The organism is Flavobacterium humi (genome assembly GCF_004745595.1).
GTDB classification, from domain to species: domain Bacteria; phylum Bacteroidota; class Bacteroidia; order Flavobacteriales; family Flavobacteriaceae; genus Flavobacterium; species Flavobacterium humi.
Genome location: NZ_SRLH01000001.1, coordinates 538,549 through 551,487 on the forward strand (window position 1 = coordinate 538,549; position 12,939 = coordinate 551,487).

Consider the following 12,939-nt stretch of genomic DNA (forward strand, 5'->3'; position numbering starts at 1 on the left):
AACAAATTTAAGGAAAATCAGGCAGTAATAAATTCCTTTTCCAGAAGAAAACATTCCCTCACATCTCAAATGAAACAATAACCGGCTTATGGTCACTATATTGCTTCCAATCGTGGTATTCCCCTATCCGGACATCGTTCATTCTTTTTATAAAATAAGAAGACGCGAAACAATAATCCAGATGGTATGGTTTGTCCTCGTGACGGTACATAAATTGGGTCGGATGCGCTTCTTTTCCCTGAATTTGCTTATGAAAAACATGATAGGTACTGAAAATCTTATACGACTCCAGTTTTGCTACTACATCGGAATGGTTTCCTTCTCTTCTGGGACGGTCCCAAATGGTATTACTATTGAAATCTCCCAGTAAAATCACTTTGGATCCGGATAATAAATCCTCATAATGGCGCAGCGCTTTCCATACCTGGGTTACATATGCCCCGTCTTTATCCTTCGGGTTATTGGCCCAGACGGCAAATAGCGTAAAACGGGCCTTACCTCCTGTTACCGCAATGGGCAGGATATTCTTAAAAGCAGGATTGTGGCAATCCATCAGCTTGAACCTATAATCGCCGTACGAAAAAACACAAAGCCCTTTGTTAGGATTTTCTCCATACCAAAGCATATCGGCAGGCAATGGCACACCTTCGGGAAACCGCAGTTTGTCCGGATGCTCACATTCCGGCACCACAACTATATCCGGCTTTTCCTCCAGGATAAACGCCGCTTTCTTGCGGAAGGCCATGTTGCAATTCCAGGCAATGATTTTCAGTTGTGTCCTATCCATACACTCAAAAGTCGTTTATTTTTGGGGTATGGCCAAATTATCGCCCCTCCTTTTTCTCCATTATTCCACAGGCAGTGTGTAGTTTGTCATCAGGAAATCTTCCGAAAAGCCCATTTTTAGATAGATATTTTTCCCCATGGCAGACGATTGCAAAGTGGCATATTCCACATTCCGGTCTATGGCTTGGTTAATGAGGAACTGCATGATTTCCTCGGCAAACCCTTTTTTGCGCATTTCAGGAATGACCCCGACACCATGAATGCCAATCACATTATCTGAAAACAACACCATGGCAGTGCCAATTGGATTTCCTTCAAAATACGCCAGGTAGAATTCAACTACCGTTTTAGACCGGTCGACAACCTCAGCATCGATAGTATAGCCAAAAGAAAGAGGATAGATTTCCGCCCAAATATTTGCTTCTTCTTTATTATTTATTTTTTTGAAAACCAATCTATTATCACATTTTACCTTCTGGTTAAGTTTTAGTGACATTCCAATCTGTTCCGATTTTTTTACAAAGCCTGCCTTTTCAATTATCTGATAACTATCGCTTGCAAAATCATCCCAATGCGAATAGGACAAATTACCGGCAGAATCCTTAATCAATTGAAATGCTTTTTGCAAAGAAGGTTTTTCGGGCTTGTGGGTGAACCAGAGTTTTTGGGGCCAATCGGAATGCGGAACTTGCGTAAAGTGGTACTTTTCTTCAGTATGGAATCCTTCAAACGGAAGGCTGGCTATTTTCCAAAGGCTGGTTAAATTTTCGATGTTTTTATGTGCGATATTTTTCATGATACATTATTTAGCATTGATACATATAATTCCGATGACCATGGCGGCAACACCTATGATTTTTTTGAAGGTAATGGGATCCGCAGGGATATTAAACCATCCAAAATGACTTGCAGCAAGCGAAAAAATAAGCTGACCGCACAAGCCCAAAGACATCATCCTGGCAATGCCAAGTTTAGGAATCGTAAAATAATAAAGTGTAATCCCCATGACACTGAACAGCCCGCCGATGCACCACAAATACCACGGAACTTGTTTCGCATTATCCAAATTGGGGATTCCTTTGGAAAAAAACAAGACTAAAAGCAACGCGAACACGGCACTGCTCACAGAAGTTGAAATGGCCGCCAACAACGGCTTTTTGAGCAAAACGCCCAACTGTGCATTAAAACCAGCCTGAATGGCCAGGAAAACGCCTCCCGCAAATGCTATTATAGTTACTAATGATTGATTCATAAGGCAAAGTTAGTGCGTCATTTTGACGTTTCGCTTTACCTATGTTGAGTGGGTTATTTTTCTTTTAATTCTTTTCGGATGCGGCTCAATTGCGTAGGGGTTATCCCTAAATGCGAGGCGATGTGCTGCAACGGGATCCTTTGATCAATACTGGGATGTGCCTTGAGGAGCTTCAAATAGCGGGTTGTGGCGTTTTCCATGACAATGGAGATCTCGCGTTGTTCTTTGTCGATAATCCAGTTCCTTTCGAGATATGCGATATAAAAATTTTTAAGATCCTCGTGAGCATAAATAAGCGCTTTGTATTTTTTGTAATTAATGGTAATGATGGTAGAATCTTCAATCGCCTGAAGCGTAAATTGCGACGGGACACCTAATAATGCAGAAACCGTAGAACCTGCAAATTGATTCTCCAGGAATATATTTTTGTTGTAAGTACTACCCGTTTCATCACTAAAAAAGGCAATCATCGCGCCCTTGCAGAGAAAGTGAACATTTCTGGCCACCTCGCCTTCCTGCAGCAAAACCTCATCCCTTTTGAGCTCCCGGAACTGGATTATCTCTTCCAATAGCGCAAAAGAGGCTTCGGAAACCGGGTAATATCCAAAAAGCGTGGTTTTGAAGGAAGAGAGGTGTTCTTTCATTCTAGTTAAAAAATAATTTTTACAGCCATTTACTCCACACCCAGTTCTTTAATCATATCGACATACTCGTCACTGGTAAATTTATATTTCTGATTTAAGGCCGGATGGAGGTGCTCCAGGTAATAGGACCTCACGTCCATGGTTGTGGAAGTGGCAAAATACGAACGGGTCACAATAGCCAGGTCATTCATATGGTCCATAAAGATTTCTTTCACCTTTGGGTAATCCCTTTCAGCCAACCCACGGAAGGCATAACAACGGATGGTCGGGTCTTTATGATCCGTCAGCCCAACCAAATCCTCATCCGTGGCAACGGCCAACAATTCTTTAAACTCCTTATTCGAATCCGAATTGGTTTCCATCTCGTAAATATTCGCTCCAATAGCCAGGTCTGTCACTAATTTTTGTATTTCGTCCTTGACTTTTAAGTTTTCATTGTACTTGTAAATTTCTTTCTTTTTTTCGCAATTGCAAAATATCCCAAGGATCAGGATAAGGAGTAATTTTCTTTTCATTTGTAGGTTAGTTTGTTTTTTAGCTATACAGTGATTTGGGAGCAACACGTATAAGGTTATATATTTTTACTTTTGATTCCCTGCATCGGTTTTTACAGTCAATTTTGTTGCAAATATAGAATCTGTTTTCAATTTTCCTATTCTCAGGCGTTTATATTCTCAATATGGCGTCAAAAAAAGTTTTGCTTATTCCTTTCTGGTTTGTTCGATAATCTTCTCAAGGCGCTCAATCTGCTGCTTCTGCATCTGGATAAGGGCTTCTTCCTGCTGTATGATCAGGTGGTCGATTTTTTCGTGCAGCAGCCTTATTTCCAGTTCCGATTTTAAATTGATCATATAATCATTTTTAGCCCTGTCCCGGTCCTTTTCCTCTTGCCTGTTCTGGCTCATCATAATAACCGGTGCTTGCAGGGCCGCAATACAGGACAAAATCAGGTTCAGCAATATGAAAGGATACGGATCGAAGCTTTTGTTTACCAGGAATAGCACATTTGTCAGTATCCAGATTACTAGAAACCCTACGAAAGAAAGGATAAAGGTCCAGCTTCCGCCGAATTCCGCAACTTTATCAGCAATCCGCTGCCCGAAAGTATCGTCTTTTCCTTCATCGCCATCTACCTTATCGGTAATTGTAGTGCCGTTATTCAAGGAATCCATAACGGTTTGTTCGCTTTTGGTCAGTTGCCGGATGTCTTTGAGTAACATTGTTGACATATGATTGTCGCGGTAAGCCCCAAATTCTTCTGCGGCAATAGCGTCGGAAACTTTAAATTCCGGGTATTCCTTTTTAATCATCTCAAAAATAGACTTGCCAACATTCTGTCCCATAATCTTATCGGTTTCCGGAAATTCTTTCCCCGAAATAGCGCTTTTAAATGTTCCCATATTTGCTTGCTTGTTTTATCAATACCATTTTTTCCATTTGAAGTAATACACCATCCCTATGAAAAGGAAAAACATAATGGCAAGGATGATAAAATACCCATATTGCCAATGCAGTTCCGGCATATTGTCGAAATTCATGCCATACACACCCACGATAAAAGTCAGGGGCATAAAAAATACCGAAACCACCGTCAGCGTCTTCATTACTTCGTTCATTTTGTGGCTTTGCGCCGAAAAAAAGTAATTGGAAGCGCCTTCCAGCGAAGTCAGGTCGTATTCTATCTGTTCCAGGAGTTCCAGGCTTTTTTGGTGCAGCCTTTCGAAAAAACTGTAATTATCCTGTTCTATAGCATTGAAAACATTGTCGTCTTTCATACTTTTGATGGAATACAGCGAATCTCTCAGCGGTATGATGGAACGCTTAAGGAAGTTGAAATTATCGCGGTGTTTTTCAATCTGCTCCAATAAAATCAGTTTGGTGCTGGTTTTGGTAAGGTTGATCAGTTCCTCGACTTTGTCTTCCTCGGTTTCAATCGTGATATAGAAATTCTCCATAACCGCATCCAGTAGCAGGTACAGCAGGTAATCGGCTTTTTTCTCGCGGACAATGCCCGAATGTGTCCTGATGCGCTCCCGTATATGTGAAAAGAAATCGCTTTTCTTCTCCTGAAAAGAAGTAAGAATGCCGTTTTTCAGCAAAAAACTAATCTGTTCCGCATTGATATTATCTGAATTCTCAATCGGCAGCAATGATTTGATATTGAAAAACAAGATGTCATGGTACTCTTCCAGCTTGGTCCTTTTGGTTGTATTGAGGATATCGCCCAGCATAAAATTATCGGCATGAAGGAAATCGCCCACTTGTTTAATGATGCGCGTATTGTTCAAACCGTGGATATTGAGCCAATTTGTTTTGGAAAGGTTTACAGCATGTTCCAACTGGTCAAAGGATCCATCCGAACATTCGGTCAGCTCATCTGCATCATACACAAACAATTGCATTTGTGTAGGGACATCCTTGTGGATCCCGGTATATTCCAACAATGACGGAGCGACTTTTTTTCCTTTTTTATATCTGATTTTACGCACTGTAAATAATTTTTCCATAAAGATAAAAGTATTTCAATTTCATTAGTAGTTTTACAAAAAAATATTCGAATGAAAATTCTTATCACCAATATAAAAGAACTACTCCAGATTCGCGAAGCGGCAATTGATAAAGTTTCCGGCGCAGACATGGCCGTTTTGCCTAAAATAGACAATGCTTACTTACTTATCGAAAACAACCTGATCGCAGATTTCGGCACAATGGAAGACTGTCCTGACATAAGCACCGGCCAGGTTATCGATGCCACCGGAAAAACAGTTTTGCCTTCCTGGGTAGACAGCCATACCCATATCGTATATGCCGGGAACCGCATCCAGGAATTCGCAGACCGCATCAACGGCTTGAGTTATGAAGAAATTGCCAATCGTGGCGGCGGTATCCTGAATTCGGCCAAAAAACTAAACGAAACCCCGGAAGAAGAGATCTACAACCAGTCCAAACTGCGCCTGGAAGAAATCATGCAGCAGGGAACCGGTGCCGTCGAAATCAAATCCGGTTACGGGCTGACGGTTGAAGGAGAATTAAAAATGTTGCGGGTCATCAAAAAACTGGCGGAAAATTATCCGGTAAAAATCAAGGCTACATTCCTTGGCGCCCATGCCTTTCCTATGCAATATAAAGAAAACCATGCGGCTTACCTGGATGTTATCATTAACGAAATGCTCCCTAAAATAGCCGAAGAAAAACTAGCCGATTATATTGATGCTTTTTTAGAAACCGGATATTTCTCCGTAGAAGAAACAGAACGCATCATGGCTGCCGGGAAACAATATGGGCTAATCTCGAAAATACACGTGAACCAGTTTACGGCCATTAACGGAATTGAAGCCTGTGTAAAACACGGAGCGCTTTCTGTAGACCATCTTGAGATTGTTACCGATGAGGATATCGAAGTCCTTAAAAACAGTGATACCATGCCGGTTGCCCTTCCAAGCTGCTCTTACTTCATCAGTATTCCTTATACGCCGGCGAGAAAGATGATTTCAGCAGGATTGCCTTTGGCACTCGCCACAGATTTCAACCCTGGTACAACACCTTCCGGAAACATGAATTTTGTAGTGGCAACAGCGTGCATCAAAATGAAAATGACTCCTGAAGAAGCCATCAATGCCGCAACAATCAACGGTGCATATGCGATGGGGATATCCGCAACCCACGGAAGCATTACCAAAGGTAAGCATGCCAACCTTATCATCACAAAGCCGCTTGCCTCCTATTATCAGCTCCCATATGCTTTTGGTAGTAATTTAATTGACCAGGTTATTATTGAAGGGCAGCTTTTATACTAATAAAAAAGTCTTCCAAACATGTGACTTTGGAAGACTCTCTAAAATAACTAACTAACCAAAACAACCAATATTTATCGTAAGTCAAAGGTGGTTTTTGATGTACAATCCGCCTTTGTGGAAAAATTTCATGTTATATCCCTTTTTAGTTTTCTGTCTGTGAAACCATTAGGGGATTTTTTCGTTTTTTATGTTACTCAAATATACAACAGAATTTCAAACACTTCCAAAAAAAATCGTTAAAATGCAATATAAACTCGATTATGTTATATTATTAAAAATAAATTAACAAGTTTATTGAATGATTTTCTTTTAATTAACAAGCGTTACGGTTAAACCTTACTTGCTGTTTTACAGTCAATTACCTGAAAAAAAAGCACTTTTTTAAGCTTTTTTCATATTGGTTTTTCGGTTGGTCACTAAAAAAATCATAAATTTGAGAGAAAATAAATCAGTTTTTAAATAAAAATCTATTTTTGCTTCTGTGAAATGGTTTACTACAATATTAGCGCTCTATTTGGTAGCACTCTCGTGCCTGCCTTGCAGTGATATGGAAATAAGCCGTTTAGAATTTTCACACACACAAACATCTTCGCATCACGACGGTGATTCCCATGAGCAAAACAAGGATATGTGTTCTCCATTTTGCATTTGCAACTGCTGCGGCTTGCAATTTTTAAGTTTCCAGCCCATCAACACGTATGAGGTACCGATTATCTCCACGATCATCAAGATCGCTTTACCTTCTTACAAATCTGTATTAGCTTCCAGTTTTTTCGGAAGCATCTGGCAACCGCCTCAGTTAGTATAATGATGCCCGAGTAATTTCGGGTTAGAAAATTGTGCAAAAGCACCACTAATGGCAATGTCTTATTTGCCGGTTTCTAATTCATTATAGTATTTGATCAATGTTAGACAAGATTATACAATTCAGTATAAAGAACAAATTCGTTATACTACTTTTTACCCTTGTGCTTCTGGCCTGGGGTAGTTATTCCGTCCGGCAATTGCCGCTTGACGCCTTACCTGATGTAACCAATAACCAGGTGCAAATCATCACTACTGCTCCAACTTTGGCCAGCCAGGAAGTAGAACAGCTCATTACCTATCCTTTGGAACAATCTGTTAAGACCATTCCCAAAATAGTCGAATTGCGGAGTATTTCACGCTTTGGGCTTTCGGTAGTTACTGTTGTTTTTAAAGACGACGCAGATATTTATTGGGCCAGGGAACAAATTTTCCAACGCATAAAAGAAGCCGGGGAAAACATCCCTAAATATGCAGGAACTCCCGAACTGGCGCCTATTTCTACCGGTCTTGGCGAGATTTTCCAATACGATGTATATGCGCAAAAAGGATACGAAGGTAAATACGATGCCGTACAGCTGAGGACCATTCAGGACTGGATCATCATTCCGCAATTGCAAGGTGTTGAAGGTGTAGCCGAAGTAAGTACCTGGGGCGGGAAATTAAAACAATACGAAATCGCCGTCAATCCGAACACATTAAACAGCCAGGGCGTGACCATCACAGAGATTTTCAATGCATTGGAGAAAAACAATCAAAATACCGGTGGCGCTTATATCGAAAAAGACCAATATGCCTATTTCATCCGCGGTGTCGGAATGGCCTCCGGGGTAAACGACCTGCAGAATGTGGTGATCAAAAACCGGAACGGAGCGCCTGTTTTGGTACGCGATGTTGCCACGGTACGTGAAGGAATCGCTTTGCGTTACGGGGCATCTACTAAAGACGGTAAAGGGGAAATTGTTTCCGGCCTGGTTTTGATGCTCAAAGGAGAAAACTCCAGCGCAGTGGTCGAAAGAGTAAAAGAAAGAATGGCTCAAATCAACAAAACCCTGCCCAAAGGCGTTGTGGCGGAACCGTTTATTGACAGAGGAAAACTAGTAGACCATGCCATCGGGACAGTGACCAAAAACCTTATCGAAGGCGCATTAATCGTCATATTCGTCCTGATATTGTTCCTCGGGAACTTGCGGGCCGGATTAATTGTGGCTTCGGTAATTCCGTTATCGATGCTATTCGCTGTGATACTGATGAACTATTTTGGCGTGAGCGGCAATTTGATGAGTTTGGGAGCCATCGATTTCGGGATCATAGTTGACGGTGCCGTTATTATTGTCGAAGCTACGATGCACCACCTGGCAAAACTCAAAAAGAAACAGGAACTGACACAAGAAGAAATGGATACCGAAGTATATCTTTCCGCTTCCAAAATAAGGAACAGTGCGGCTTTTGGTGAAATCATCATCCTGATTGTGTACCTTCCCATCCTCGCATTGGTAGGCACTGAAGGCAAAATGTTCAAACCCATGGCCATGACCGTAGGATTTGCAGTAATCGGTGCTTTTGTCATGTCATTGACATACGTTCCGATGATGACTTCTTTGTTTTTATCTAAGAATACCGGGCACAAAGACAATTTCAGCGACAGGATGATGGCTTGGTTCGAAAGCAAATATACTCCCCTGCTGAACAAAGCACTGCAGTTGAAAAAAGCCGTGCTTCTCGGTGCGGCCGGGTTATTTGCCCTGGCTTTCTTTACGTTCCAAAATATGGGTGGGGAATTCATCCCTACCATCGAAGAAGGAGATTTGGCTATAAATGCCACAATCATGACCGGAAGTTCCTTAAGCCAGATGGTCGAAACCACTACCAAATACGAGAAAATCTTAAAAGCAAAATTCCCTGAAATCAAGACCATCGTATCCAAAATAGGAAGCGGCGAAATCCCAACCGACCCAATGCCGATTGAAAGCGGTGATTTGATCATCGTCCTGAAAGACAAAAGCGAATGGGTTTCTGCTGATAATTGGGAAGACCTCGCTAATTTGATGAAAGAAGAAATGGAGGCGATTCCCGGAGCAAATATCGAAATATCGCAGCCCATCCAAATGCGTTTTAACGAACTGATGACCGGCAGCCGAAGCGATATAGCCATTAAGATTTTTGGCGAAGACCTGGAAGTCCTTGACAGCAAAGCCAAAGAAATGATCGCTAAAATCAGTTCCATTGAAGGCATCGGTGACCTCAAAGCCGATAAAGTGACCGGATTGCCTCAAATTACCGTAAAATACGATTATAACAAAATTGCTTTATACGGGCTGAACATAAGCGACATCAACCAAATCATCCGTTCCTCATTTGCAGGTGAAAGTGCCGGTAAGATTTATGAAGAAAGCAAACGTTTCGATGTGGTGGTACGGCTAAACAAAGACAATCGCGGAGATATTTCGGATGTCAGCAATTTATTCATCCCATTGCCAAACGGCCAGCAAATCCCGCTGTCGCAAGTCGCCTCAATAAGTTATGAGCAAGGCCCGGTCCAGGTAGCCCGAGAAGACGGGAAACGAAGGATAACCGTAGGTTTAAATGTCCGCGGGCGGGATATCAAAAGCGTAGTGGAAGAAATACAGGAAAAACTGAAAACCGGTTTTTCACTACCCGCAGGCTACTACATAACATACGGCGGGCAATTTGAAAACCTTATCGAAGCCAACAAAAGGCTTTCCGTAGCACTTCCTATCGCTTTAGGGCTAATTATAGTGCTATTGTATTTTACCTTCAACAGCCTAAAACAATCCTTACTGATTTTTACGGCAATTCCGCTTTCGGCTATTGGCGGTGTCTTTGCCTTGTGGCTAAGAGGGATGCCTTTCAGTATTTCGGCCGGGATCGGTTTTATTGCCTTATTTGGAATCGCGGTATTGAACGGAATCGTGCTCCTGTCCTGTTTCAACCAGCTCAAGGCGGAAGGCATCACAAATCCTCTAGAAAGAGTCTTTTTGGGCACCAAAACAAGATTAAGGCCGGTATTGATGACCGCTGCCGTGGCTTCGTTAGGATTCTTGCCAATGGCCTTATCGACCAGCGGTGGCGCCGAAGTGCAAAAACCCCTGGCCACTGTAGTCATCGGCGGATTGGTTTCGGCAACATTGCTCACACTAATTGTATTGCCCATCCTTTATTTAGTATTTGAACACGGAATAAAACGAAAAAACAAGATGAATACTTCAACAATCACAATAATTGCCCTTTTGGCAAGCACATTCGCTTTGGCCCAAAACAACCAATCAGTCACTTTGGAACAGGCCATCGCATTGGCTAAAAAAAATAATGCTACCCTGAAAATCGCCGATAAGGAAATCGAAAAACAAAACGCTTTGAAAAAGACAGCCTTTCAGCCGGATCCTTTGCAGGTCCAGTACCAGGGCGGACAATTCAACAGTGCGGCTTATGACCATAATGTATCGGTCCAGCAATATTTCCCCATCGGAAAAACCACAAAAGCCAACAGGCAGCTTCAGGAAGAATTGGCAAGACTGGCGGAAAAACGCAAAGCGATGTCTGAATATGAAATCGAAAAAGCGGTAGCCTTAGCCTATTATCAATATTTATACGGTGTTGAAATACAAAAACTTAACAACGAACTCAATGCCATTTATGCCAAATTTCTCCAAAACGCGGAGCTTCGCTTTAAAACCGGCGAAAGCGGCAATATCGAAGTCATCAGCGCCAAAGCTAAAGTAAAAGAAATCGAAACCCTGAAAACGCAAATCGCATACGACCTGGCCATTTACCAAAGGCAATTGCATTATTTTATCCAGGGCGACACTATGGTTATCCCAGATCCGGCATCTCCTTTGCAATACAAAAGCGTATCAAATAGCGAAAGTTCGAGAGCGGAAAACCTGGTAAACGACTATTATAGACAACAGGTTTTAGTCAATCAAAAAGAAACCAATGTTTTTAAAGCCCAAAAGATGCCTAAATTAGGAGTAGGTTATTTTGCCCAGACAATTGAGTCCAAATCATTGTTCCAGGGGTTTACGGCCGGTTTGCAGATTCCGCTTTTTGGTGGTGTGAACTCGGCCAGGGCCAAGGCATCGGAAATTAGCGTTTCGCAGTCCCAAATAATGCTTGACCGGAACAGATTGGCCTTTCAGCTGAAAAAAGAAGAATTACAGCAGGAGTTCGATAAACAGGAAAAAGCGCTTCAATATTATCAGGACGAAGGTTTGAAATATGCGGCGCAAATAATCAGTACGGCGCAAAAAAGTTATGCGAACGGCGATATGAGTTATTGGTCCTACATCAGTTTTTTAAACCAGGCCATAGATATCAAAAAGCAAAATGCCGAAGCTGTTAATTTGTATAACCAAAGTGCCATACAACTGGCGTTTCCATCCATCCCTAACAATTAATTACCGTAAGATGAAAAATATAATAATCCGCAAAATATCCCAATTCCTGCTTTCTTTTGCAGTATTGCTGATCGTTTCCTGTACTGAAAAGAAAACCGAAGAAAAGCACGGGGAAGAAAAGCCATCAACAATAACAGCACTAACCGAAGTACAGGCCAAAACCATCGGCATTGAAACCGGCAATATTGAAATGAAAAACCTCAACACGGTTATCAAAGCCAATGGCTATACTGCCGTTCCGCCACAAAACCGGGCCGATGTCTCTACACTGATTGGCGGTGTGGTGAAGGATATTTTTGTTTTGGAAGGAACTTTTGTCACCAAAGGCAAAACATTGGCAACCCTTCAAAACCTTGACGTTTCGGAAATGCAGGAAGAATACCAATCCGCAATGGCCAATATTGAATACCTGGAGCAGGAATTTATCCGTCAGAAAACCTTGAGCGAAGAAAATGTCAATCCGCGCAAGACATTCCAGGAAGTAAAATCAAAGCTGGCTTCGGAAAGAGCTAAGGCGCAAGCGGCAAAAAACAAATTACAGGCACTCAATGTCAACCCGAAAGGAAGTACTTCCTTAGTCCCGATTGTAGCCCCGATAAGCGGTTATGTCGGGAAGATCAGCATTACAAAAGGGGCTTTTGCAGAAACAGGTGTGACGCTTTTTGAAGTGGTCGACAACAGCCAAATGCACCTTGACCTGAATGTATTCGAAAAAGACCTCGGAAAAATATCCATCGGGCAAGAAGTCGATTTTGTGCTGACAAACCAATCTAATAAGTCTATCAAAGGAACCATTTTCGGTGTCAACAAGTCCTTTTCGAACGAAAGCAAAACAGTTGCCGTACATGCCAAAATCAATCCGGCCGATGCCAAAGGCCTAATCCCGGGGATGTATGTCGCGGCGAACATCAATATCTCGAACCAAACAGTCCCGGCTTTGCCTAAAGATGCGGTTGTGAGAAACGGAGATAAATATTTTATTTATATTAGAGAAGCGAAACAAGCCACTAAAAAAGAGGAAGGGCATGAACACAATGAAGAAGCAAAAGAACATGCCGAAATCCTCTTCAGAGCTGTGGAAGTTGCTCCTGGAACTACAGATTTGGGCTACACGGAAGTAAAACTGATTGAAGAAATCCCTTCCGGTGCCGAAATCGTAATCAAAGGAGCCTATTATATATTAGCGCAGTCAAAAGGCGGCGGCGAACACGAACATTAATCAATTTCTAACTTATAAA

General features: G+C 42.0%; 11 protein-coding genes. 4 read left to right on the forward strand and 7 right to left on the reverse strand.

Features of this window, described 5'->3' with window-relative positions; all coding sequences use genetic code 11:
- Positions 1-58 precede the first annotated feature (58 nt).
- The 7 genes from E4635_RS02290 to corA form a co-directional block, all read right to left on the reverse strand.
- A complete protein-coding gene (locus E4635_RS02290) occupies positions 59-787 on the reverse strand; it encodes an endonuclease/exonuclease/phosphatase family protein (RefSeq protein ID WP_246020649.1) in 729 nt (242 codons plus the stop codon).
- 60 nt (positions 788-847) lie between these two features.
- Positions 848-1,582: a GNAT family N-acetyltransferase gene (locus E4635_RS02295; protein WP_135524988.1), complete on the reverse strand. Its 735-nt coding sequence runs from the start codon at positions 1,580-1,582 to the stop codon at positions 848-850.
- A 6-nt stretch (positions 1,583-1,588) separates the two neighbouring features.
- Complete coding sequence (locus E4635_RS02300) at positions 1,589-2,038, reverse strand: DMT family transporter (protein WP_135524989.1); 450 nt, start codon at positions 2,036-2,038, stop codon at positions 1,589-1,591.
- 53 nt (positions 2,039-2,091) lie between these two features.
- On the reverse strand, positions 2,092-2,682 hold the full coding sequence (locus E4635_RS02305) for a Crp/Fnr family transcriptional regulator (protein ID WP_135524990.1): 591 nt from the start codon (positions 2,680-2,682) through the stop codon (positions 2,092-2,094).
- Between the two features lie 29 nt (positions 2,683-2,711).
- Positions 2,712-3,197, reverse strand: coding sequence for a hypothetical protein (locus E4635_RS02310; RefSeq protein ID WP_135524991.1), 486 nt, complete (start codon positions 3,195-3,197; stop codon positions 2,712-2,714).
- Positions 3,198-3,383: 186 nt separating this feature from the next.
- Positions 3,384-4,082 carry a DUF1003 domain-containing protein gene (locus tag E4635_RS02315; RefSeq protein ID WP_135524992.1) on the reverse strand — a complete coding sequence of 233 codons (699 nt, stop codon included), beginning with the start codon at positions 4,080-4,082 and terminating at the stop codon, positions 3,384-3,386.
- Positions 4,083-4,100: 18 nt separating this feature from the next.
- Complete coding sequence (corA, locus tag E4635_RS02320; protein WP_135525130.1) at positions 4,101-5,171, reverse strand: magnesium/cobalt transporter CorA; 1,071 nt, start codon at positions 5,169-5,171, stop codon at positions 4,101-4,103.
- Positions 5,172-5,240: 69 nt separating this feature from the next.
- Between corA and hutI the strand changes: the two genes are divergently transcribed.
- The 4 genes from hutI (at position 5,241) to E4635_RS02340 (ending at position 12,920) form a co-directional block, all read left to right on the forward strand.
- Complete coding sequence (gene hutI / locus E4635_RS02325; RefSeq protein ID WP_135524993.1) at positions 5,241-6,479, forward strand: imidazolonepropionase; 1,239 nt, start codon at positions 5,241-5,243, stop codon at positions 6,477-6,479.
- A gap of 481 nt (positions 6,480-6,960) precedes the next feature.
- Positions 6,961-7,287: a DUF6660 family protein gene (locus E4635_RS02330; RefSeq protein WP_246020653.1), complete on the forward strand. Its 327-nt coding sequence runs from the start codon at positions 6,961-6,963 to the stop codon at positions 7,285-7,287.
- Between the two features lie 97 nt (positions 7,288-7,384).
- Positions 7,385-11,701 carry a CusA/CzcA family heavy metal efflux RND transporter gene (locus tag E4635_RS02335; RefSeq protein WP_135524994.1) on the forward strand — a complete coding sequence of 1,439 codons (4,317 nt, stop codon included), beginning with the start codon at positions 7,385-7,387 and terminating at the stop codon, positions 11,699-11,701.
- A 10-nt stretch (positions 11,702-11,711) separates the two neighbouring features.
- Positions 11,712-12,920, forward strand: a complete 1,209-nt coding sequence (locus E4635_RS02340) for an efflux RND transporter periplasmic adaptor subunit (protein ID WP_135524995.1) — start codon at positions 11,712-11,714, stop codon at positions 12,918-12,920.
- The last annotated feature ends 19 nt before the right edge of the window (positions 12,921-12,939 follow it).

Coding starts and splice junctions, on each gene's coding strand:
- E4635_RS02290 (WP_246020649.1), bottom strand. CDS start 787: ATGGATAGGACACAACTGAAAATCATTGCCTGGAATTGCAACATGGCC.
- E4635_RS02295 (WP_135524988.1), bottom strand. CDS start 1,582: ATGAAAAATATCGCACATAAAAACATCGAAAATTTAACCAGCCTTTGG.
- E4635_RS02300 (WP_135524989.1), bottom strand. CDS start 2,038: ATGAATCAATCATTAGTAACTATAATAGCATTTGCGGGAGGCGTTTTC.
- E4635_RS02305 (WP_135524990.1), bottom strand. CDS start 2,682: ATGAAAGAACACCTCTCTTCCTTCAAAACCACGCTTTTTGGATATTAC.
- E4635_RS02310 (WP_135524991.1), bottom strand. CDS start 3,197: ATGAAAAGAAAATTACTCCTTATCCTGATCCTTGGGATATTTTGCAAT.
- E4635_RS02315 (WP_135524992.1), bottom strand. CDS start 4,082: ATGGGAACATTTAAAAGCGCTATTTCGGGGAAAGAATTTCCGGAAACC.
- hutI (WP_135524993.1), top strand. CDS start 5,241: ATGAAAATTCTTATCACCAATATAAAAGAACTACTCCAGATTCGCGAA.
- E4635_RS02335 (WP_135524994.1), top strand. CDS start 7,385: ATGTTAGACAAGATTATACAATTCAGTATAAAGAACAAATTCGTTATA.
- E4635_RS02340 (WP_135524995.1), top strand. CDS start 11,712: ATGAAAAATATAATAATCCGCAAAATATCCCAATTCCTGCTTTCTTTT.